We start from the raw sequence: 22,298 nt of genomic DNA, 5'->3' as shown, positions 1-22,298 counted from the left end.
AGCAGGGCCGCAGGAACACCACGATCAGACGACCGGTTATCCGCAACCTCCGGCCTCAGGCGTACCGCTCGATCGTTTTGCTCCTCGGCGCCGCGGCACCGGCGGCGCGGCAGGGAATCAGAATGTGGTGCGGTTGACGTCGGGGATGGTGATGTCGATCTGCTGGCCGTTGGACAGGTAGAAGAGAGCAGCCCGGCGAAGGAACTCGTCGAAGGTCCAGTAGCCATCGGGGGCCACCGGCAGGGGCAGGGTCGCCTCGCGGAAGGCGATCGAGGCCGGCCAGCCGACCGCGATGAACTGATCGAGGCCGGGGTGGTATGGAATCTGCAGCCACTGGGCGTACTTGTCTTCGAGTACGTAGCGGGTCATTGACTCCATGAAGGGCCGGCTGGCAATACCTCCGTCGACCTGGCTGCCCAGGTCGAAGAGCACGTTGGCCAGGTCGAGGCCTTCAGCGGTGGGGGCCAGCACCGGGCCCAGCACCTGCTCGTACTGGGAGTACATCCCGTCCCATGTGGCCGGGATGTACTCGTCGCGAATCCCGAGCATGTGCGCCGACACCTGCCAGGAGTGCAGGAAGGCGTCCGCCTCGTCGGTCGGGATGGGCACTTTCCACCCGGTCAGCGTCTTCATGGCAAACGTGGCCAGGCTGTGAAGGGTGACCAGCATGTCCCGTTGGCTGATCGGCCGGGTCTCGTCGGCTGTCGTCTTCCAGTAGCTCGAGGTGGGAAGAAGACTCCGTACGGCGGCGTGCACCAACCGGGTCTTGACCGCCGTTACCACCATCTGCCCCTGGGGGAGGTAGGCGTCGAGGGATCCGATGTCGTAGCCGAGCTTCGCCGTCTTGGACACCCGGTCCTTCATGTTGGCCCCGCCCTTCGAGTAGTACACCGCCCGTGCTTCGTGGGGGATGAGCGTGCTCAGCATCCCCGATCCGAGCCCGTACACCACGCCGAGGTAGAGGCCCCGCTTCTTGTTGAACTGGGCGGCCAGGGCCAGCTTGTTGGCGTCGGCCCACGGCGGCATCTGGCGGGCCGAGTCGATGAGACCGGCGACATCGGAGGGCAGACCGTGCGGGACCGGGTCCTGGTTGTGGACCCAGCCGGCGAGGAGAGCATTGACCTTCGCTACGTCCCCCCGCTTGAGCACCGCCGCCAGCACGGGGTCGGCGGCATCGTCCCAGACCCAGGCCGGATCGGCGCCAGCGCCGTGGCCGGCCACCGATTCGCTCGGAGACCAGCTCCAGGCGAAGGCCGGCCCCGCCAGTCCCAGCGCTCCCAGAGCCCCCAAGGCCCCGCCTCCGACGAGCAGCTGACGCCTACTGATACCGGTCATGCCGATTCCCCCCTGCCACTCGCGGTCCTCCGCTGGACTCCATCTGGCTAGATGCAGAGATACACTGTCCGTATCTCTGTATCTCATCGTATCCAGCCCCCCGACTCCGACACAAGGGGCATACCGGTATCCTCTGTCGTGGCGCTCGGAGGCTTCCCGCCCGATCCATCTTCTTCCTCCTCCCTGCTGGCGTCGGCCTTCGACGCCGCCGGCGAGGATCTCGACGACAGGGACGCGATCCGCGCCCGCCTCCTCGAGTCCGCCCACGACCTGCTGTGCCGGCTCGGTCCCCAGCGGATGACGATGGAAGACGTTGCGCGCGCCGCCGGGGTGTCGCGCATCACCGTCTACCGTCGCTTCGCCACCAAGGACGTACTGATCCAACATGTCGTCCGGCTGGAGTTCCGCCGCTACCTCCGGCGGTTCCGTCAGGAGATCGCCCGCTGCGAGACCGTCGGCGAGCGAGTCGCCGTCGGGTTCGCCACCTCGCTGCGAGTCTTCCGGACCAACCCGTTGATCCGGGGCCTGATGGACCAGGACTCCGGCGTCTTCCTGGCCTCGGTGGTCGGCGACGGGGGCCTCACAACCGAGGTGGTCCGGCGGTTCATCGCCGCCCAGCTGCGCAAGGAGACGGAAGCCGGAACCATCCCCCCTGCAGTGGACACCGAGCTCGTTGCCGAGGTGATGGTGCGGCTAACCACCTCGTACCTCGTCACCCCGAGCCGCTTGCTCGACGTGGACGACGACGAGGTGATGAAGGAGGTGGCCAGGATCGCCCTGGTGCCCCTGCTCGGCTCGGAGCGATGAGCGGCGCCTTCACGGCCTGATTGGCACCGACTTCCCTCCCCGGCACCGTCGCGTCGTGCAGCTCGACGGCGTCGAGCCGGGGGGCACGATCGACGTCGCGCCGGCCCTCGCCGACATGGTCGCCTACAACGGCGGCAAGCCCCTCACCTGCCTGGCGTGACCGCCGGCGGGTCGGCGGCGCTTACGCGGCGCGGCGCTCCTCGACGGGGCGCCGGCGCTGGCGGGGGTCGAGGATGGCGGGAGGGTTGTAGGCCATGTCGAGGCGCCCGAGGTCGGTGCCCGGCGGGACGATGGCGTCGATCCGATCGAGGACGTCGTCGGTCAGGACGGTCTCCGCGCCGGCTAGCAGGTCCTCGAGGTGGTCCATGGTGCGCGGCCCGATGATGGCGGAGGTGACGCCGGGGTGGCTGATGGCGAAGGCCATCGCCATGTGGGTGAGCTTGATGCCGGCTTGCTCGGCGAGGGGGATGAGCTCCTCGACGGCGTCGAGGCGGCGCGGGTCGCGCATGTGGGTGAACATGCTGCTGCGGCGCAGGTCGGTGGCCTGGTCGCGGCGGACCCGGCCGGTGAGCAGTCCCATGGCCAGGGGGCTCCAGACCAGCACGCCCATGCCGTAGCGCTGGGCGACGGGGAGCACCTCGGTCTCGATGCCCCGGCTGAGGATGGAGTAGGCCGGCTGCTCGGCGCGGAACCGCTCGAGGCCGCGCCGCTCCGAGACCCACTGGGCCTCGACCATGTCGGAGGCGGGCATGGCGGACGAGCCGATCGCCCGCACCTTGCCACTGTGGATCAGGTCTGACAGGGCCGAGAGGGTCTCTTCGATGTCGGTGCTCGGATCGGGCCGGTGGATCTGATAGAGGTCGATGTAGTCGGTCTGCAACCGGCGCAACGAGTTTTCCACCTCGGTCATGATCCATCGGCGGGAGTTGCCCTGCTGGTTGGGGTCGTCGCCCATCGGCAGGTTGAGCTTGGTGGCGACCACGAGACTGTCGCGCCGGCCTGCTATCGCCTTGCCCACGATCTCCTCCGACTCGCCGTAGGAGTACATGTCGGCGGTGTCGATGAAGTTGATTCCGGCGTCGAGCGCACGGTGGATGATGCGGACGGAGTCATCGTGGTCCGGGTTGCCGACCGCACCGAACATCATGGCGCCGAGGGCGTAGGGGCTGACCTTGATACCGGTCCGTCCGAGGGTGCGGTACTGCATGTCGGGTCTCCTCTCGACGCGAGGTCGGTGGTTCTAAGATGTGGGGAAATGGGACGTTGTCCCGTTACAGCCGACTATACGGGACAGTGTCCCACTTAGCAAGGATGGGCCCGTGCCCCGCAGCGATGCGCAGCGCAACATCGACGCCCTCCTGGGCGCGGCCAAGGAGGTGTTCGCGGAGCATGGGGTCGACGTCAACGTCCGGGCGGTGGCGGCGCGCGCCGGGGTCGGCACCGCCACCCTCTACCGGCACTTCCCGACCCGCGCCGACCTGATTGCCGCGGTGTTCCGGCGGGAGATCGACGAGTGCGCGGCCGCGGCCCCGCTACTGGCCGCCGCCCACGACCCCGACGGCGCCCTCGAGCTGTGGCTCCGGCGCTACACCGAGTTCGTCGCCACCAAGCAGGGGTTGGCGGCTGCGCTGCACTCCGGTGACCCCGCGTTCGCCGCCCTTCCGGCCTACTTCAGCGAGCACCTCGAGCCGGCGCTTCGATCGCTCCTCGAGGCCGCCCACGCAGCCGGAGCGGTGAGAGGCGACGTGGACGCCCTCGACCTGCTCGGCGCGGTCGCCAACCTCTCGATCCCCCCGCCCGGCTCGCAGGACCAGACCCGGGCCCAGCGGATGGTCGCCCTCCTGCTCGACGGCCTGCGCTACAAGCCTGAGCTACAGGCCCTGAGCCCGCCTCCGCCCCGGACGGTCAGCGGGCCGCCCGACAGGCGCGCGTCGCGGCAACGCGGGGGACCGATCCGGCCCGGCTGATCCTCGCCGGCGCCCACTGCCGGTATCAGCCGCCATGGGCCGGTCCGTGGCAGGAGGCCGAGCCGGTGTCGGAGAAGCTGGCCCACGCCGGGGCGCCGTTGACCGTCGGGGCCGGGGCCGACGCGTAGTCCCAGCTGTAGCCGTCGCGGCCGAGGGTCAGCTTCATCGCCCCGAACGCCCCCGGATAGCCGCTCGTCGTGGTCCCGTTCTGGAAGGCGTCGCCGGAGCCCTGGGCGGACTGCAAGTTGGGCACCGCCACCTGCCCCGACGCCGTCGTGTGCAGCGGGTCGAGGCCCTCGCCGCCGGTGCCGACGATGAACTCGCGGATGCCGTGCTTGTCGGCGTGGCCGGCGGCGTTCATCGGCGCGAAGCGCGCGTAGAGGTGCTCGTGGCCGTTGAGCACCAGGTCCGCGCCGTGGGCCGACAGCAGCTGCCACCAGGCGTCGGCCGCGGTCCCCTCGCCGCTACCGGGTCCGGGGACGGTCGCCGACGCCGGGGCGTTCGAGGCGCTGAAGGTCGGCTGATGCCAGTAGGCAAGGGTGCACGACGCGTGGTCGGTGGAGAGGTCCTGCGCCAGCCACTGCGTCTCTTGCTGGTACCACGCCGGCGGGTGGGCGCAGCTGGTCGTGGCTGCGTTGTCCCCGATCGAGCACTCGGCGTTGAGCGAGATGATGTGCCAGCTGCCCAGGTCGTAGGAGTACCAGCCCTGGCCCGACTGGCCGGCCTGGCCGGAGGGGCGGGGCACCGGCTCGTAGCGGGGAGCGCTGGAGGTGGACAGCGGCACCAGTTCGGTCTTCGGCTGCCCGGTGGCGGGGTCGAGCTGGTAGCCGTTGAAGTAGTCGAAGTACCCGATGCCGTCCTCGCCGTTCTGGCCGTGGGTGCTGTAGAACTCGTGGTTGCCCGGCGACGGTCGCTGCAGGAACTTGAAGGCGCCGTAGGTCTGGTCGTAGGAGCCCTCGAAGTCGGCGAGGGTGCCGACCTGGTATTGCTCGTCGCCGAGGATGGCCACCAAGTCGGGTTTCATCGACTCCACCTGGTCGGCGGTGGCCGCCTGCGCCTGGTTGCGCAGCATCGCGTCGGCCTGGTTGGCCTGGGTGCAGGTGTCGCCCGGCTTGGCCGCCTCGCCGGGCTGCCCGGCGCTGTTGGCGTCGGGCTGGCAGGAGATGTCGCCCACCGCGGCCAGCACCGGCGAACCGGGCGCGGCGGCGTAGGGCCACGCATTGTCGGCGGTGTCGCGGCCGTAGTGGGCGCTGGCGCTCATCGCCGGCACCAGGGTGGCCAGCGACACCGAGGTCACCGCCACGCCGGTCATCACCCGCTTCTTGGTCAGTCGCTTCGCCATGCGCGGACCATAAAACCTGCGCATGGCGGCGGGCTGGCCGGGCGGTGAGGGGCCGGTGAACCCTTCCCGACATCATGGCGACGGCCGCCGATTCACCTCGTTGGGTCGAGGGCCCGCAGCTCGGGAGGCATCACCCCGGTGACGATCTGCTCGGCGAGGAGCTGACCGGTGAGCGGTCCGAGCGTCACCCCCCACATCCCGTGCCCTCCCGCGACGTAGACATCCTTGGTCCGGGACGCGCCCACGAGCGGGATCCCGTCGGCGGTGAGCGGCCGAGACCCCACCCAGTCGTTGGCCCGGCTGGCCCAGTCGATGCCCCGCAGCATGGGCCGCGCGCCGCGCTCGATCGTCGCGAACCGGGCCGCGACCGGCGGATCGTCGGCGCCTGCGAACTCCATGATCCCAGTGACCCGGGCGCCGGCCGCGGTGGGCGTGATCGCCACCCGGGCGCTCGGCAGGTAGAGCGGGCGTTGTAGCGGCTCGTCGCAGTCGACGGTGAAGCTGTAGCCGCGCCCGGCGTGCACCGGGAGCCGCACCCCGTGCGGGCGGGCCAGGTCGGAGAGAAGAGCGCCGCTGGCCAGGACCACCGCGTCGGCTCCGAGGGTACGGCCCGCGCAGTGCACCTTCAGCCCGGTGCCGTGCCGCTCGACCGCCTCGACCTCCGTGCGATCGGTGATCTTCCCGCCCGCGCCGCGCACGTGGTCAGCCAGGGCGACCACGTACTCCGCCGGTGTCACGTACCGCTAGTGGCGTAACCGACCCGGGGACCGCCGGCTCGGGGCGTCACGTGCCCTGGTCGGCCTCGGCCGCCGCGACCGCGGCGGCCGGGTCGGCCCCGGCGTGGATCACCGCCATCAACCCGGAGAGGTACCGGTCGACGGTGGCCACGTTGACGTAGACCAGCTGGCGGATGAGGCCTCGCAGCGCCCCGCTCTCGGCCAACGGCGCCGGGTCGACGTCGCCGAGGTCCAAGGCGGTGACGAAGCGAACCTCGCCCTCGTCGAGGTCGAACTGGAAGCCGCCCGACAGCATCCCCTGGTTGGCCCGGTTCAGGTACTCGCCGACAGGCGCCCGCAGCGCGGCGGGCACGAACGCGGGGATCACCGAGGAGAACAGCAGCACCGGACGGTCCTCGGCGAACTGAGCGACGCACACCCACCGCCCGGAGCCGCCCTCCACGGTCACCGCCACCGCCCGCTCGGCGTCGTCCTCGACGCTCACCGGCCACCCGTCGTCGCGGAGGAACCCGACGAGGGTGTCGTAGAGCACCCGGCCGGGGTCGAGGGCCTCCGGTCGGCTCGGCGCGGTCACGACGACGGCGGCGCGACCGCCGTCGCCGCCTTCTCGTTGAGCCTGGTGGTGAACACCGCCAGGTACGCCTCCCACTGGCGGTCGTTCAGCCCGGATGCCTTCTTGCCCTGGTGGACGACCTCGCTCAGCTTGCCGACCGAGAGCTTCTCGGCCTGCGCCTTGGCGGCCTTGTCGAGGGGAGCGGAGATGTCCATGTAGGCGCGGGTGGCGTCGAGCTTGGAGCGCTGCTTGTCGGCGTCCCTGATCGCCTCGGGCGTGAGCAGCTCCAAAAGCTTGGTCTTGGTGGGCTGGTCCATGTGGGTGGCCCGCAGATCCCGCTCGGTGTTCTCCGCCAGCTTGGCGACGTCGCTGTCGGAGCCGAACAGCGCGGTGGTGACCGCCCACGTGGTGCCGCGGTCCTTGCCCTTGTTTTTGTAGTTGGCCTCGTTGCGGGCCTGGGCGATCCGCTTGGCGTCCCGGTATCGGGCCCGGATGTCGCCCGGCGTGTCCTTCAGCTTCTTGAAGGTGTCTTTGATCTTGTCGCCGATGGTCTTCGGGTTGGTGCTCTCCGCCAGGAAGCTCATCAGCTTGACCATGGCCTGGTCGAAGTCGGTGGTGGCCGCGTGGTCGTAGTCGAGGGTGTCCTCGACTTGGGCGGCGCGCCCCGCGTTGCCAGGATCGTTGGCCCCGCCCCGGCCCTTGGCCCGCACCGGGACCGCCGGCTTGACGACGGTGCGCGACGTGCCGGGCTGTTGAGTGGCGGTGATCAGCGGAAGCTTGATGTCGAAGCCTCTCAGCACGCCGATGGCCTGAGGGTCGCCTTCCATGGCCCGGGTCATGATCGCCTCGGCGGCCGCCTGCGGGTCGGTGCGGATCAGCTTCTCGGCCGAGCCGGCCTCGTGCGCCCCGAAGTAGCGGATCCGGGCGGTCTTGGTCGCCGCGGCCCGCAGGCTGTCGGCGATGGTGTGGCCCAGGGTGTGGACCACACCGGCGCCCGTCACGACGGCCGAAGCCAGGCGGGGGATGCCGAACCCGCCGCCGCTGGCCACCTCGGCGATCGCCAGCCCGGCGTTGGTCAGGGACTTGGCGGTGGCGAACGAGTCGGCCTCCACCTGCTGGGAGGAGCGAACCCAGAGCCGCTCGACCGCCAGCTTGAGGTCCTCGCGTTCCTTCTCGGTGACCTTGTTGCCGTGGGTCCGGATCCCGTGGAGCCCGACGGCCTTGGGGACCAGCGAGATCGCCGACTTCATGGCCATGAACGCGTTGGAGAAGATGCTCAGTCCCGGCACCCAGTGGAACATGTTGGTCGTCAGCTCCGACCCCTGCGCCTTCTCGATCACCTGCAGGATGTCGCTGGCGGTGTTGGTCAGAGTGGCGAGAGCACCCGCGGTGCTCTCCGCGACGTCGGCCTTGGAGCTCTTGTCGTCGGTGATCTGCTTGATGATCACCACCACCTGCGAAAGGAAGCTGAAGCTGTCGGTGATCACGCTCAGGGTGCCGTTGGCCCAGTCCGACTTCGACTGCATGCTCGGCGCGGTGTTGAGCGGGTCCCCCTTCTGCATGTAGCTGGTGTCGAGCTCCTTGGCGGCCAGCGACATGTTCTTGGCGTTGGGGTTGGACGGGTCAGCGAAGTGCTGGCCTACCTTCGAGCCCAGCCCGGCGAGCGAGCTGGTCGTGCCGACGCCGCCGAACCCGGCGGCGACGCCGCCCCCGTCGGTCGGGCCCTTGGCCTTCTGGTGGGGGGCGAGCGCTTCCTTGGCCGCCTGCGACGGGGCTCCGGCGACGACGGGGATGGCGGTCTGGCCCTTTCGCACGCTCTCGTCGAACAGGCCCCGCACCGCGGAGGCCAACCGCCACTTCTTGACCTTGACCATGCGCCGCTCCGCTGGCGTGAACAGCAGCGGCTTGAAGTCCTTGAGGACGATCTCGGTGCCGTCCCCGAGGGTGACCTTGCCCTTGTCCCAGTACGTCTCGACGGCGTCGAGAGCCTGGTCTTCCTTGCCCTGGTCGCGCAGCCGGTCGGCCTGGGTCATCTCTGGCGACGCCTGGATCTTGTTGATCAGCTCCTGGGCCTGCTCGGGGGTGATCGAGGGGACGGCCGGCTTGTCCTTCTTCTTGAACGGCGACCACCGCTGCACCGTGGGAGAGGCGCCCTGCTGCACGGTGTGGGTCAGCTCGTGGGCGAGCAGCTCCTGGCCGGCCGGGTTGGCGGCGTCGGGCACCGCGCCGGAGAAGAAGATGTCGGATCCGACGGTGAACGCCTCCGCGGAGACGGCCCGGTTGAGCGCCGCCGCTCCCGGCCCGCTGTGAAGGCGGACGTTCCCGAAGTCGGCTCCGCCGAACGCGCCCTCCATCGAGGCGCGCACCGCGGCCGGCAGGGGCTGCCCCCCGCCCCGGGCGGAGGACAACGCCGCTTCGGTGCCCGGATCCAGGTCGCCGCCGTCGGCGCCGATCGGGGCGCGGCGCATCAGACGCCGTAGCGGCGCCTGCCCCGCGCCGGGCGCCCCGGGATCGTCGGTCTCGGGCCCGACGGTGGCCGGTGCCGCGGACCGCAGCGCCTGGACCACCCGGCGGGCGACGGCGTCGGCTTCGTGTTCGTAGGGGTCGTCCGCCGCGCCGACCCGCAGGCGGGCCTGCCCCACCCGCAAAAGATCGGTGACCGCCCGGTTGCCGGCCGTGTGCTGCAACGACTCGATGCCGGCGCCGGCGCCGGCGGCCGGCAGACCGGCCACGTCGCTTTCGGGGTCGCGCTGATCGATCCGTTCGGGGGCCACTTGCACTTGGCGTACCTTGCCCACCGGCCCCTCCTCGGATGTTGCCCGGGACTATACGCCTCCCTGGGCGGGCGGAGACCGGCTGCGGTGTTTGTCCCGTATCCCCGCCTCGATGCGAAGATCGCCGGGATGACTCGATCTTCCCGGCGGCCGGCGCTCGCCGCCGCGGCGGCTCTTACCGCGGCGGCTCTCGCCGCGGCGTGCGGGTCCTCCGCCGCCACCCCTCCGCCCGTCACCGCGCCGACCACCGCGCCGAAGGCAGCGGCGCCGACCGCCGCCCCCGCCGGCTCGACGCCGGGCGCCGGCGGGGACTGGACCTCCTACCACGCCGACCAGTCGCGAACGGCAGCGGCCGCGGCGAGCGCCCCCCTCGACCCGGCCCGCCCCCTGTGGCGCGCCGAGCTCGGCGGCAAGGTGTACGGCCAGGCGCTCGCCTTCGCAGGGCGGGTCTTCGCGGCCACCGAGACCGACCGGGTCGTGGCCCTCGACCCCGCGACGGGCGCGGTCGTCTGGTCGACGTCGCTCGGGACGCCGCTCCGCGACGCCTCGCCGGTGATCGGGTGCGGAGACATCAGCCCGCTCGGCGTGACCAGCACGCCGGTCATCGATCCGGCGACGGGAACCATCTACGCGGTCGGGGAGGTGACCGGTCCCGGCGACCGGGTGTCGCGCCGGCTGGTCGGCTTGGACGTGACGACCGGCGCGGTCGAGGTGTCCGACACCGTCGACCCGCCCGTACCCGCCGGCGAGAGCCAGGCCCCCCTCCTGCAGCGGGCCGGGCTGGCGCTGGCCAACGGCCGGGTCTACATCGCCTACGGCGGCAACTACGGCGACTGCGGCGACTACCACGGGTGGGTGGTGGCGGTCAACGAGATCGGGGCCCCCGACATGCGGTCCTTCGAGGTGGCGGCGAACGGCCGGGGCGGCGCGGTCTGGCAGTCGGGCGGAGCGCCGGCGGTCGACGGGTCAGGGAACGTTTACATCGCCACCGGCAACGCAACGCCGGACCCGCCCGAAGGCGGACCCGACCCGGAGCTCTACACCGAGAGCGTGATCAAGCTCAGCCCCACGCTGCAGCCGCTGGCGGCGTTCAAGGACATGGCGGCGGGCGGCGACGAGGATCTCTCCACCGCGAACCCGGTGCTGCTGCCGGGCGGTCAGCTGTTCGCGGCCGGCAAGACCGACATCGGCTACGTGCTGCGCCAAAGCGACATGACCCAGGTGGCTGCCATCCCGGGGATCTGCGGCAGCGACCCCGACGGCGGCCCGGCCTACGACCGGAGCACCAACCGGCTGTTCGTCCCCTGCCGGGCCGGCGGCATACAGGTCGTCGACCTGACCCGCCGCGTCGTGGCTGGGCGGCTGCCCGGCGCCAACGGCGCCCCGATCGTCACCGGCGCCGACGTTTGGGCGTTGCGCTACCCGTCGGGCTCCCTCCACGAGTACGCGGCGTCGGCGGGAACGCAGGTGCAGTCGGTGGATGTCGGCCCGGTGGCGCCGTTCGTGTCCCCGACCAGCGCTTACGGGCTGCTGCTGGTGCCGACCGTCGACGGGGTCACCGCCCTGGCCGGGCCGTCAGGCGTTCACCTGCCCGCCGGCGGATGAAGCGGGACGGGCCCTTTTCTCCACTTCCCGCCCGGCTGCGCGAGACCCGCTGCGCCGGTGCCGTTCCCGCCGCCGGCCCAGATCCCCGGGCGCTGGCGGCTGGCCACAGGCGCGGTCGGGCTGCCAGCATGGCCAGATCGCAGCGCCCTCATGTCCTGGCGGCGTGTCGACCGCAATGACCAGCGGGGGCGGCCGCCCGCCGTCGCTGCTCGCCGCGGCGGCGGTCGTCGCCGGGCTGGTCGTGGCGGCCGGGGCGTGCGGCGCCACCGCACCGGCCCGCGACGCGACGGCCCCCACCGAGAAGGCCACCACGCCGCCATCGCCGGCCCCGTCGACATCCCCGGCCGCCTCGCTGCCGCCGCCCACCTCGGCGCCGACGGTCCCCGCCCCGCCGGCCGCCCCCACGACGACCACGCCGCCCTACGCCCCGCCATCCCCGGCTGTCGCCCCCGCGCCGGACGGGGGACCGGGCACCTTCGGCCCGACCGCCGGCGGCGCGCTGCAGGGGAAGGTGGTAGCCGTCGACCCAGGCCACAACGGCGGCAACTTCGCAGCGCCGTCGGTGATCAACGCCCCGATCTTCAACGGCCGGTCCAGCGAGGCGTGCGACACGACCGGCACCGAAACCGACGGCGGTTACACCGAGGCCACGTTCAACTGGCTGGTCGCCCAAGGCGTCGCCGCCGACCTCCGCGCCCAGGGCGCCACCGTCGTCCTCACCCGGACCTCCAACACCGGCGTCGGCCCGTGCGTAACCCAGCGGGCGGCGATCGCCAACACCGCGCACGCCGACGCCGCGGTGTCGATCCACGCCGATGGGGGCCCGGCCGGCGGGAGGGGGTTCGCGATCCTCGAGCCGGTGGCGGACGGCCCCAACGACGCCATCATCGGCGCGTCCCGAACGCTCGGCGACGACCTGCGGAACTCGTTTTTGGCGGGGACCGGCGAACCGGTCAGCTCCTACGACGGGGTCGACGGCATCCAGGCCCGCGGCGACCTCGGCGGCACCAACCTCTCCACCGTGCCGAAGGTGTTCATCGAGTGCGCCAACATGCGCAACGCCGCCGACGCGGCGCTGGTCGTCTCGCCGGCGTGGCAGCAGCAGGCCGCGGCGGCGATCACCGCCGGGCTGGTGGCGTTCCTGACCGGGGGGTGAACAGCCGGGCGCCGTGGCTAGTGGCTGGTGGCGGGCGCCGTCAGGACTCCGGGCGCGCCTCGCCGGCAGCCCCCCGATCGCCGGCAGCCCCCCGATCGCCGGCAGCCCCCCGATCGCCGGCAGCTCGGCCCGCCGCATCTTGGCCAGCCTCCCCTGGACCGCCGGCCACCCGCTCGAGCCCAGCGGAAGCCGAGACAGCGACGTCCGGCCCGGGCACCAACACGTCCGAGTCCTCGCGTGACGGCAACGTGACGATGTGGCGCACCGGAGAGAACGTCACCCAGGTGAACGCCAAGAAGCTCCCGACGCCAGCCACCCACAGGGTCGGGCGCAACCCGACGGTGCTGGCCAACCCACCGCCGATCAGGCCCCCGAGGGGCATGGTGCCCCACACCATGAACCGCACCGACGCGTTCATCCGCCCGAGCAGCTGCGGCGGGCAGAGGGCCTGGCGGACGCTGACCTGGTTGATGTTGTAGGCGATGGCGCCGGCACCGACCAGCAGCTCGCCGAGGACGATCACCACGTCGGCGTTGCCCCTCGTCGCCAGCGGGAGCAGCAGGTCGCCCAGCCCGGCAACCGAGATGCTGAGCACGATCGCCCGGCCGATACCGAGCCGAGCCCCGAGCCGGGCTGCCACCAGCGCGCCGAGCAGGCCGCCGGCACTGCCCGCCCCGACCAGGACGCCGATGTGACCGGCGCTCAGGTGCAGTTCCCGGCGCATGAACAGCACCAGCACCGCGCCCGACACCGTGGAGAAAAGGTTGGACGTCCCCGTCGAGAACGCCACCGACCTGATCCGCGGTTCGCGCCACACGAAGCGCAACCCCTCGGCGATCTCGGCGCGCAGCCGGGCCGGCCGCCCGTCGCCGCCGACCCGCCGCCGCGGGCGCTGCTCTTGCGCCCGGATGGCCAGCAGCGACAGCACCGACGCCCCGAAGCTGGCCGCGTCCGCGGCGACCGCAGTGGCCGCGCCGAACACGCCGACGAGAGCGCCGCCGACCGCCGGACCGGCGATGGCCCCACCCGACTCGGTGGCCTGCAGCTTGCCGTTGGCGTCGATCAGCTGCTCCGCCGGCAGCAGCGTCGGCACATACGACTGGTAGTCGACGTCGAAGAACACCGTCAGAACGCCGGTGGCGAGGCTCACCGCATACAGCTGGCCGAGGCTCAACGCCGACAAGGCCCACGCGACGGGCACCGAGCCGAGGGCCAGCGCCCGGCCGACATCGGCCGCGATCATCACTGGCCGCCGGCGCATGCGATCGGCCCAGGCGCCGGCCGGCAACCCGACGAGCAGGAACGGCAGCGTCTGGAACGTGGACAGCAGCGCCACGCCGAAGGTGCCGGCGTGAAGGCTGTCGATGGCGACAAGGGGCAGCGCCAGGAGGCTGACCTTGCTGCCCAGCTCGCTGACCGACTGGCCGCCCCACAACATCATGAAGTCCCGGTGCCGCCAGAGGGTCGACCGTGACGGCACGCGGCGAGGCACAGTGGTTGAGTGTTCCAAACCGGTTGGGAAATTTCAACCGGTTATTCTCTGGATGTGCCCACCAGGAAGGCCCCGCCAGTCCGCAAGGCTCGTGACGTCGCGGCTGGCGGGCCGGTCACCAAGGCCGGCGCCGGGAGGGTCGCCAAGGCCGCCGCGGCCGCCTCCGACACCCGGGCCCGCCAGAAGGCCACCCTGGCCGAGGCCCGCGCCGTGGCGCACCCCGTCCGGCTGAGGATCATCCGGCTGTGCCTCGACGAGGCTCTCACCAACAAGGAGCTGGCCCAGCGGCTGGGCATGAACGCCGGCACCACGCTCCACCACGTGCGGACCCTCGTCGCCAACGGGTTCCTCGCCGAGCAGGAGGGGCGACCCGCGGCGCGGGGTACCACCGGGAAGCCCTACCGCTCGACGGGGAAGTCGTGGTTGCTCGACATCGACGACTCCGAGCAGCGCGACCAAGTCGAGCGGGCCATGCTCCAAGCGGTCGCCGCAGAAGTCGACGAGGCCGGTCCCGGCGCGGTGATCGAGGCCTCGCGGCTGGCGATGCGGCTGCGCCCGGAGCAGATCGAGGAGCTCACCGCCAGGCTGCAGGCGGTCATCGACGACTACGGCGCGTCGGCCGCCGACGACCCCGACGGTGAGCCGGTCGCGATGCTGCTCCTGCTGCACCGCCGCCGGCGGCGATAACTTGCGCCGGATGAGCAGCCACACCGACACCGGCGGGGGCCCCGACGCCGACCGTGACGCCCTGGAGCTGGCCGAGGCCAACGCCGCTACCTGGGTCACCATGTTGCGTCGCCACGCCCACCTGCGCGCCGACCACGCCGCCATCCGGACCGGCGGCCGGACCGTCACCTTCGCCGAGCTGGATCGGCGCATCGACCGCGCCGCGTCCGCGCTGGCCGCGGCCGGCGTCGGCCCCGGGGACCGGGTCGCGCTGCTCATGGCCAACCGGTTGGAGTGGATCGACGCCCTCGGGGGCATCAACCGTATGGGCGCGATCGCGGTCCCGATCAACTTCCGCCTGGTCGGCCCGGAGGTGGCGTTCCTCCTCGCCGACAGCGGCACCAAGGTGGTGGTGGTCGACGGCGAGCGGGCGCCGACAGCGGCCGCGGCCGTCGCCGGGGACGGGGCGTCCGGCGCACGGGTGCTGGTCGTCGACGGTGATACCAGCGCTGGCGGTCCGACCGCCGCGTCGTGGTCCGATGCGGTGGCGGCCGCAGCCCCGACGCCCCCGCTCACCGCCGAGATCGTCGCGGCGTGGGCTCCGACCGAGCCGGCGCTGCTGATGTACACCTCGGGCACGACCGGCCGGCCCAAGGGCGCGGTCCTCACCTACCTCAACTTGCTGATGCAGACCCTCACCGGGGTGCGCACCCAGAACATGATGAACAGCGACGGCGTCGGGATGCTCGGATCGCCGCTGTTCCACATCGCCGGGGTGGCGACCTTGGTCCCAGCGATGCTGCTCGGCCAGACCGTCTTGTTGGCCGGCGGCGGCGCCTTCGACCCCGCCGCCACCCTCGACCTGCTCGAAGCGGAGGGGGTGACCAGCACGTTCCTCGTCCCCACCCAGTGGCAGGCCATCTGCGAGCAGCCCGACGTCAAGCTGCGCAACCTCAAGCTGCGGTCGATGTCTTGGGGCGCGTCGCCGGCGCTGCCCTCGACGCTGCAGGCGATGAACGAGTCGTTCCCCGGCGTGCCCAACATCGCGGTGTTCGGTCAGACCGAGATGTCCCCGGTGACCTGCGCCCTCGACGGCGCCGACGCCATGCGCAAGGTCGGGTCGGTCGGCAAGCCGATCTCCACCGTCGACGTGCGCATCGTCGACGACGAGATGCGCGACGTCGCACCCGGAGAGGTGGGCGAGATCGTCTACCGGGGGCCGACCCTCATGGCCGGCTACTGGAACAACCCGACCGCCACAGCCGACGCCATGCGCGGCGGGTGGTTCCACTCTGGTGACTTGGTGCGCGTCGACGACGAGGGCTTCGTGTACGTGGTCGACCGCAAGAAGGACATGATCATCTCCGGCGGAGAGAACATCTACTCCTCGGAGGTGGAGAACGCCATCGACGGCCACCCGAAGGTCCGGGAGGTCGCGGTCATCGGCGTGCCGCACCCGACCTGGGTCGAGACGCCGCTCGCTGTCGTGGCGCCGATCGACCCCGCCGATCCGCCTTCCGAGGCGGAGATCATCGAGTGGGTGAAAGAGCGCCTGGCCTCCTACAAGAAGCCCGGAGTGGTGCGGGTGGTCGAGGCGTTGCCCCGCAACGCCAGCGGGAAGGTGCTGAAGACCGTGCTGCGCGAGCAGTTCGCCTGAGGTAGATGGCGCCCAGCGCGGGTCCGTTTCGGTGCTGCGGTCGTGTCAGGATCGTCACGTGGAGCCAGTGACCCGGCGTGGATGAGATCAGGGTTGACCGGTGGCTGTGGTCGGTGCGGGTGTTCAAGACCCGGACCCTGGCCACCGAGGCGTGCCGGGCCGGTCACGTGTCGGTCAACCGGGCGGTGACCAAACCGGCGGCGACGGTCAGGGTCGGCGACACCGTGACGATCCGCCTCGACGGCCGGGACCGGGTCCTAGAAGTGGCCCGAGTCATCGGCAACCGGGTGGGCGCCCCCGCCGCGGCGGAGTGCGTGATCGACCACAGCCCGCCGCCTCCGCCCAGGGAGGCGACGGTCGCGGTGTTCGACCGCGACCCCCACAGCGGGCGCCCCACCAAACGGGACCGACGCCAGATGGACCGGATCCGCCAGCGCTGACCCTTCCGCCACCAGGTGGTGCCTGGCGCCGGCCCCGCACTGGCCCGTCGTGGGCCGGCCCTGTCGGTCAGGCTCCCGAAGCCCGCTCGAGGTGGGCTCGGCCGCCGTCGAGGTGGGCTGTGTCCGCGGCCTGGCGTCCCGCGGCCCACCCCTCCCGGTTGGTGGCCGACCGGCTGCGGTGCCGCTTGAGGCGGGGGAACATGTCGCTGACCGCCTCGTCGACCTCGTCTTGGCGGCGGGCCAGCGCCGGCAGCAACGACACCGACAGCTCCGCCTCGGCGGCCTGGCGGCTGTAGTCGGCGGCCTCGGCCAGCCGCTCGCCGATGCGGGCCGCGAAGGACAGCAGGAACGACTGGCGGAACGACCTGGTCTGTGACCGTCCCCACCGGTCAGGTTCCGGGCGCTCCGCGACCATCCGCCGGGTGGCCTGGACCAGCAGCGAGGTGAACAATGCGTCGATGCCGTCGAGATCGGCGTCGAAACCGACGACGGTCATGAGCGCCAGGTCGGGGTGCCACACACAGCGCACCCCGTTGGCCGACGCGACCGTGGAGAGCAGGGTGGACTTGGCGTCGGCGTAGGGGTCGTCGACGGGGATGCGCCGAGCGCCGGGCCGGTCCCGCCGACCGCCCGGCCTCTCCCGGGCTAGGAGGTCGTCGATGGAGTGCCGGCTCATCAGCTCCTGAGCCTTGGCGGTCAGGGCCTCGGCTTCCGCTTCGAAAGACGTCGACTCCGCCTTGGCGAGCAGGGCCCGCACCTTGGCGAGGACGGGATCGTCGTGGCCCGCATCGCTGGCCGGCAGCCACGCCGCTTTGCCCCACGCAGATGGGGGAGGGAGCAGCTGCTCCATCGCCGGCAGGCGCAACAGGACCCCGAGGGCTTCGATGGCCACCTGCAGGCCGGCGATCCACTCGACGCCGAGGCGCGCCGACCACGGTCCGAGCCAGTCGACGTCATCGCCCCACCACCGGTGGGCGTCGAGCTCGTCCAGCTGCGCCACCCATAGACCGGGCGCTTCCGCGGTGCGTGCCGCTGCCGGCTCCGCGGCGATGGCCGTGGCGATCAGCTCCCCGTGGCGGGTGGAGAGCTCCCTGCGCACCGCCCGGGCTGTCTCTCCGGGCTGCCATCCGCCCTCCCACATAGCCGCGATCACGGTGGCGAAGACCTTGGCGACCGCGGCCCCTACCGCCCGCCGGCCGCTGCGGTCGGCGTGGATGACCAGCTGGTCGACAGCGGCGTCGAAGGCCAACCCGTCGCCGGCGCCGACCGACCGGCCGCCGCCCACCACCAGCGCTACCAGCGCATCCAGCTCGGTCATGATGCTTCCTCTGTCATCTTGTGATCATCCTTGCAGGGGGGTGTGACCGTATCGCGGTGGCATCTGGTCGCCTTCACAATGGCAGCTGGCCGGGCGGCGCCGGCGCATCGAGGGAGTGGTAGCCAGGCAGGCGGGATGCCGGCGTGTCCAGGTACACCTTGGCCTCGGGCGGCTGGCGGAACCGGCCGTGACTCCAGCGGATCTCGACGTGGCCGTCGACCTGGCGCGCCGCCCCATTGCGCAGATCCGTGCAGCGCGCCGTCCAGTCGACGCGGGGCTGGCCGGCGCCAGCGGCCCGGACCTGTAACTCCTCCAGCCGGTGGGCCTGGCGCCAGTCCCAAGGCGTGGCGACCCGCAGGCGGAGGCTCTCGTTGCGGGGACCGGGGCCCCGGCCCCGCCCGGCGCGCTGCTTGGCGCCGAGGAGGAAGTAGGGGGCGTTGCCGATGCGCAGCAGGCGCCACAAGGCACGTTCGGGGTCGGACGCGGCCAGCCGCCGGGCCCACCGCTCGGCGGAGCGCTCGCTGACCGCCACGCACAGCTGCCGGTAGGCCTCCCGCGCCCCGGGCGGGTACAGACGATCGGCCAGCGCCCGGCTCAGGCGCAGACGGTCCTCGCCGGTCAGCCCGCCGGCTGCGTCCGGCAGGCCGGGCAGACCGGCGGCGTCCCGGCAGGCCGCGTACAGCGCCTGGTACTCCTCCGGAGCGACGGCCTGGTACCAGTCCCCCCGGTCCCATTCGCCGGCTGTGGCCAGCAGACCGTCGAAGAGCCGCCCCGGTGACGGGTTGGCGATCACGTCGGAGAGGTACTTGCAGCTGATCAGGTAGACGTGGTCGATGCGCAGGTCGATCGGCGCGACCTCGTCGCCGGGGGGTCGCCGCCCTCCGGTCCACTCCACCAGCCGAGGTGGCCTTCCGGCCAGCCCGTCACCGGCCGCGGCGAAGGCCCGCCCGTTGGACCACGCGGTGGCGAAATCCTCGGCGTGGGCGCCGGCCTGGTGGAGCTGCTGGAGACGGTCCCAGACGCCGTCGTCGATCGTCAGCTCGCCGGGTCGGGCGGCCAGGACCGTAGGCAGGTCCGGGTAGGGCAGCGTCCCAAGGGCCGTCGCCAGCTCGGTGACGAGAGTCCGGTCACCCGCCATCGGCGCGCCGGCGCCCGGACCGGGCGGGGGCAACGGCGCCGCCGGCCGGTACCCGCTTGGCCGCGGCAGGGGTTCTGGCGCCGGCGGGGGTTGTGGCGGTGGCCCCGGGGGGCGGGTTCGCGCCGGGGGCAGCCGGTGGGTCGGCGCGGCCCAGGCTTCGCAGGCGCTCCAAGTCGCCCGGCGCGGTCAAGGCGATGACGTCATAGACCGGCTTGGTCGCCGGATCGGTGCCGGTCACCGCCCGGAGGGCCTGGCCGCCGGTGCTGCCCGGAGCCGGCACCTCCGCGGACAGCAGCAGGTAGCGGGACCCGGGTCGGGTGTGCTGGACCACCGCAGCCTTGCCGAGGGTGCGAAACAGCGTCTCGGCGCGAGTCAGGCCGCCGCCGGTCGCGGTGAACCCGCCGGGCACGTCGATCAGCCACTCGCCGCCGGCTGCGTCGGTCGCGGTGAAATGGACCACCACCCCGGCCTTGAGCCGCACGTTGTCGCCGTTGATGGAAAAGCCGGCATCCTCGAGGGCCCACCGGGCCAGCTCCCGGGCTCGGCGGCCCTCCCGGACGCCTCGCTGGGTGAGGGACTCGCCCTCCACCGGGGCTCGAGGAGTCGGTCCGGGCGGCAGGGACGGCCGGCCGAGCGGCCCGGGCGTGGACAGCGAGCGCCGCTCGGCCTCCACCCGGCCCAAGGCGGCGGCCACGTAGGCCGCGTCGGTGTCGTAGCCCACGAAGTGGCGCCCGGTGCGCAGGGCGGCCACGGCTGTCGTGCCCGACCCCATGAACGGGTCGACGACGAGATCGTCGCGGTAGGTGTAGAGGTCGATGAGCCTCTGGGGCAGCTCCACCGGGAACGGCGCCGGGTGGCCGACTCGCGTCGCGCTCTGAGGCGGGATCTCCCACAGGTCCACGGTCGCCTCGAGGAACTCGTCACGAAAGATCGTGCCTTCGGACGGCAGCCCTCGGGCCGCTCGCTCGGCGGGACTGACCGCCCGGTCGAAGCGGCCCTTGGAGGCGATGATCACCCGCTCGGTCAGGTCTCGCAGCACCGGGTCCCCGGGGCGCTGGTAGGTGCCCCACGCACAGTTGCCGCCGGCGCCTTTGGCCTTCTGCCAGATGACCTCTCCTCGCAGGAGGAGGCCCAGGTCGTCTTCGAGGATCGAGATGACGTCGGCCGACAGGCTCCGGTAGGGCTTGCGGCCCAGGTTGGCGACGTTGATCGCCATCCGCCCGCCCGGCTCCAGCGCGGTTGCGCACTCCGCGAACACCCCCGAGAGCATCGCCAGGTAGTCGGTGTAGCTCGCCGGCACGTGACCTTCGCCGATGGCCGTCTCGTAGTCCTTGCCCGAGTAGTACGGCGGTGAGGTGACGACCAGGGCGACGGAGTCGGGCGCCACGGTCCCGGGCTGGTCGCGGATGTCCCCGAGGAAGATCCGGTCGACCGCCGGGCGGTCGTCGGGATGGCAGACCGTGGCGTCGTCGCTGATCGTGGGCGCGGCGAATCGCCGGTAGAAGCCGCTGGCATCATGGCTCTCGCGCCGCCCGACGCCAAACGCTGACGTCGCGGTGCGTCGCCGCCCGGGCCGGGCGAGGGGTTCCGGCGCGCTCACGGTCGGGCTCCGAGCACGACCTCGATGGGTGGGAGGCGCTCGAGGTAGTCCTCGAGCGCCCGGGTCACCAGCTCGTTGGCTGACACGCCCCGCTCGCCGGCGGTGGCGTGCAGCCGCTCGTGGAGGGAGGCGGGCAACCGGACCGCGGTGACCTTGCGGTCTTCGTCGCACACTCTGGGCCGTCCCACCCCGGTGACGCTACCGACCCCCTGCGACGAGGTGGCGGATGGTGCGCGCACCAACGCGCGGCAACGCGCGCTAACGGCGTCAGCCGCCGGTTCGCGCCCCCTTTTGCTCCTGATAGACACCCGGGAGTGCGCAATCCGATGTTCGTCCACGACCCCGCGCTGACGGAACTGGTCTTCGATTACTGCAGGGAACGGTTGGCCCTCGATCCCGTCCCGCTCGACTTCCCTGGGGAAAAGGGCGTGTTGGACGCGGCGCTGGCCGGGGCGGTGGCCGCCGGTCCGCACACCGCCGAGCAACTCCTGCAACTGTTCGAAACCCACATGGCCCCCGCGGTGCTGTCGTGCGACAGCCCCCGGTTCTTGGCGTTCATCCCCGCGGCTCCGACCAAGGCGTCGCTCTTGTTCGACATGATCGTCTCGGCGTCGTCACTGCAGGGCGCGTCGTGGCTGGAGGCGGCCGGCGCCGTCGCCGCGGAGAACCAGGCCCTGCGGGTCCTCTCCGACCTGGCCGGGATGCCGGCCGGGTCCGGCGGGTGCTTCGTCTCCGGCGGCTCGGCCGGCAACCTGTCGGCGCTGGTCGTCGCCCGCGACACCGCCAGGGCCAAGATGGGCGCCGCGGCGCCACCTCGCCTTCGCTTTGCGCTGTCCGACCAGGCCCACTCGTCGCTCGGCAACGCCTTGAGGATCATCGACGTCGGCGCGCTCATCGTGCCGACCGTCGACCACCGCCTCACCGGCGACGCCCTGCGGGCCGCGCTGGAGGCCGACCCTGACCCCGCCAGCGTCATCGGCGTGGCCGCCACCGCCGGCACGACCAACGCCGGCATCATCGACGACTTGGCCGGTGTGGCAGCGGTCGCCGCCGACCTCGACATGTGGATGCACGTCGACGGGGCCTACGGCGGTGCGGGCATGTTCTCGCCGCTGGTCCGGGACCGCTACAAAGGCATCGAGCACGCCGACTCGTTGATCATGGATCCCCACAAGTGGCTCTTCGCCCCGTTTGACTGCGCCGCGCTGATCTACAAGCGGCCGTGGCTGGCCAAGGCGGTCCACACCCAAGACGCCGCCTACCTCGACGTCATCCACACCGGCGCAGACAGCGGGCAGACGCCCGAGGAGTGGAACCCGAGCGACTACGCCTTTCATCTGACCCGCCGGGCCCGTGGCCTGGCGTTGTGGTTCTCGATGGCGCTGCACGGGACCGATGCCTACCGTGACGCGATCACGCAGGTGCTCGAGACGGCGTGGCGGGCGGCCGCGACCATCGAGGCCACCCCTCACCTCGAACTGGTCCGACCCCCGGAGCTGTCGGTGGTGATGTTCCGTCGGCTCGGCTGGAGCGCAGAGGACTACGACCGGTGGTCCTCGGAGCTGCTGGCGGGCCAGATCGGGTTCGTGACGCCGAGCAAGTGGGAGGGTGAGACCATCGCTCGGTTCGCGTTCCTCCACCCCGACACGAGCGACGAGATCGTCGCCGAGATCCTCGCCACCATGGCATGACCGGGTCTCAGGCCCGAGGG

19 protein-coding genes are annotated in these 22,298 nt (G+C 72.0%); 8 read left to right on the top strand and 11 right to left on the bottom strand.

Annotation, left to right across the window (positions count from 1 at the left end; all coding sequences use genetic code 11):
• Positions 1-117: 117 nt before the first annotated feature.
• The gene (locus K6U06_RS19705; RefSeq protein ID WP_262323684.1) at positions 118-1,335 is read right to left on the bottom strand and encodes an oxygenase MpaB family protein; all 1,218 of its coding nucleotides are present in this window, start codon (positions 1,333-1,335) and stop codon (positions 118-120) included.
• Between the two features lie 138 nt (positions 1,336-1,473).
• On the opposite strand from K6U06_RS19705, the gene K6U06_RS19700 reads away from it, so the two are divergent.
• A complete protein-coding gene (locus K6U06_RS19700) occupies positions 1,474-2,142 on the top strand; it encodes a TetR/AcrR family transcriptional regulator (RefSeq protein ID WP_262323683.1) in 669 nt (222 codons plus the stop codon).
• Positions 2,143-2,323: 181 nt separating this feature from the next.
• On the opposite strand, the gene K6U06_RS19695 is transcribed toward K6U06_RS19700, so the two are convergent.
• Positions 2,324-3,349 (bottom strand): aldo/keto reductase, encoded by a 1,026-nt coding sequence (locus K6U06_RS19695; RefSeq protein ID WP_262323682.1) that lies wholly within the window; start codon positions 3,347-3,349, stop codon positions 2,324-2,326.
• Between the two features lie 112 nt (positions 3,350-3,461).
• Here K6U06_RS19695 and K6U06_RS19690 point away from each other — a divergent pair, with 112 nt between their 5' ends.
• Positions 3,462-4,109, top strand: coding sequence for a TetR/AcrR family transcriptional regulator (locus tag K6U06_RS19690; RefSeq protein ID WP_262323681.1), 648 nt, complete (start codon positions 3,462-3,464; stop codon positions 4,107-4,109).
• 25 nt (positions 4,110-4,134) lie between these two features.
• Here the strand turns inward: K6U06_RS19690 and K6U06_RS19685 are convergent, their stop codons facing one another.
• From K6U06_RS19685 to K6U06_RS19670, 4 genes are all read right to left on the bottom strand, one after another.
• Positions 4,135-5,451 carry a metallophosphoesterase family protein gene (locus tag K6U06_RS19685; protein ID WP_262323680.1) on the bottom strand — a complete coding sequence of 439 codons (1,317 nt, stop codon included), beginning with the start codon at positions 5,449-5,451 and terminating at the stop codon, positions 4,135-4,137.
• A 92-nt stretch (positions 5,452-5,543) separates the two neighbouring features.
• On the bottom strand, positions 5,544-6,188 hold the full coding sequence (locus tag K6U06_RS19680) for an NAD(P)/FAD-dependent oxidoreductase (RefSeq protein ID WP_262323679.1): 645 nt from the start codon (positions 6,186-6,188) through the stop codon (positions 5,544-5,546).
• Between the two features lie 46 nt (positions 6,189-6,234).
• Positions 6,235-6,762 (bottom strand): YbjN domain-containing protein, encoded by a 528-nt coding sequence (locus K6U06_RS19675; RefSeq protein WP_262323678.1) that lies wholly within the window; start codon positions 6,760-6,762, stop codon positions 6,235-6,237.
• A complete protein-coding gene (locus tag K6U06_RS19670; protein ID WP_262323677.1) occupies positions 6,759-9,539 on the bottom strand; it encodes a DUF4157 domain-containing protein in 2,781 nt (926 codons plus the stop codon). The genes K6U06_RS19675 and K6U06_RS19670 overlap by 4 nt, the downstream gene beginning before the upstream one ends.
• Before the next feature lie 105 nt (positions 9,540-9,644).
• Here K6U06_RS19670 and K6U06_RS19665 point away from each other — a divergent pair, with 105 nt between their 5' ends.
• Entirely contained in the window at positions 9,645-11,120 is a 1,476-nt protein-coding gene (locus K6U06_RS19665) for a PQQ-binding-like beta-propeller repeat protein (RefSeq protein ID WP_262323676.1), read from the top strand.
• A 163-nt stretch (positions 11,121-11,283) separates the two neighbouring features.
• Positions 11,284-12,276, top strand: a complete 993-nt coding sequence (locus K6U06_RS19660) for an N-acetylmuramoyl-L-alanine amidase (RefSeq protein WP_262323675.1) — start codon at positions 11,284-11,286, stop codon at positions 12,274-12,276.
• Between the two features lie 40 nt (positions 12,277-12,316).
• Here K6U06_RS19660 and K6U06_RS19655 read toward each other — a convergent pair whose 3' ends face one another.
• Positions 12,317-13,768: an MFS transporter gene (locus tag K6U06_RS19655; protein WP_262323674.1), complete on the bottom strand. Its 1,452-nt coding sequence runs from the start codon at positions 13,766-13,768 to the stop codon at positions 12,317-12,319.
• Positions 13,769-13,822: 54 nt separating this feature from the next.
• Between K6U06_RS19655 and K6U06_RS19650 the strand changes: the two genes are divergently transcribed.
• From K6U06_RS19650 to K6U06_RS19640, 3 genes are all read left to right on the top strand, one after another.
• Entirely contained in the window at positions 13,823-14,455 is a 633-nt protein-coding gene (locus tag K6U06_RS19650) for an ArsR/SmtB family transcription factor (RefSeq protein ID WP_262323673.1), read from the top strand.
• Between the two features lie 10 nt (positions 14,456-14,465).
• A complete protein-coding gene (locus K6U06_RS19645; protein ID WP_262323672.1) occupies positions 14,466-16,091 on the top strand; it encodes an AMP-binding protein in 1,626 nt (541 codons plus the stop codon).
• 77 nt (positions 16,092-16,168) lie between these two features.
• A complete protein-coding gene (locus tag K6U06_RS19640) occupies positions 16,169-16,531 on the top strand; it encodes an RNA-binding S4 domain-containing protein (protein WP_262323671.1) in 363 nt (120 codons plus the stop codon).
• Between the two features lie 67 nt (positions 16,532-16,598).
• Here the strand turns inward: K6U06_RS19640 and K6U06_RS19635 are convergent, their stop codons facing one another.
• The 4 genes from K6U06_RS19635 to K6U06_RS19620 form a co-directional block, all read right to left on the bottom strand.
• Positions 16,599-17,849 (bottom strand): DUF2786 domain-containing protein, encoded by a 1,251-nt coding sequence (locus tag K6U06_RS19635; RefSeq protein ID WP_262323670.1) that lies wholly within the window; start codon positions 17,847-17,849, stop codon positions 16,599-16,601.
• 73 nt (positions 17,850-17,922) lie between these two features.
• Positions 17,923-18,987, bottom strand: a complete 1,065-nt coding sequence (locus K6U06_RS19630) for a hypothetical protein (protein ID WP_262323669.1) — start codon at positions 18,985-18,987, stop codon at positions 17,923-17,925.
• Positions 18,977-20,587 (bottom strand): DNA-methyltransferase, encoded by a 1,611-nt coding sequence (locus tag K6U06_RS19625; RefSeq protein WP_262323668.1) that lies wholly within the window; start codon positions 20,585-20,587, stop codon positions 18,977-18,979. Before K6U06_RS19625 ends, K6U06_RS19630 begins: the two co-directional genes overlap by 11 nt.
• The gene (locus K6U06_RS19620; RefSeq protein WP_262323667.1) at positions 20,584-20,775 is read right to left on the bottom strand and encodes a type II toxin-antitoxin system HicB family antitoxin; all 192 of its coding nucleotides are present in this window, start codon (positions 20,773-20,775) and stop codon (positions 20,584-20,586) included. Before K6U06_RS19620 ends, K6U06_RS19625 begins: the two co-directional genes overlap by 4 nt.
• A 138-nt stretch (positions 20,776-20,913) precedes the next feature.
• Between K6U06_RS19620 and K6U06_RS19615 the strand changes: the two genes are divergently transcribed.
• Positions 20,914-22,278, top strand: coding sequence for a pyridoxal phosphate-dependent decarboxylase family protein (locus tag K6U06_RS19615; RefSeq protein ID WP_410051106.1), 1,365 nt, complete (start codon positions 20,914-20,916; stop codon positions 22,276-22,278).
• The last annotated feature ends 20 nt before the right edge of the window (positions 22,279-22,298 follow it).

Source organism: Acidiferrimicrobium sp. IK (assembly GCF_025499425.1).
Taxonomy (GTDB): Bacteria; Actinomycetota; Acidimicrobiia; order Acidimicrobiales; family Palsa-688; genus Acidiferrimicrobium.
The sequence above is the reverse complement of the archived record's forward strand: the minus strand, read 5'-3'. Positions and strand labels throughout refer to the sequence as shown.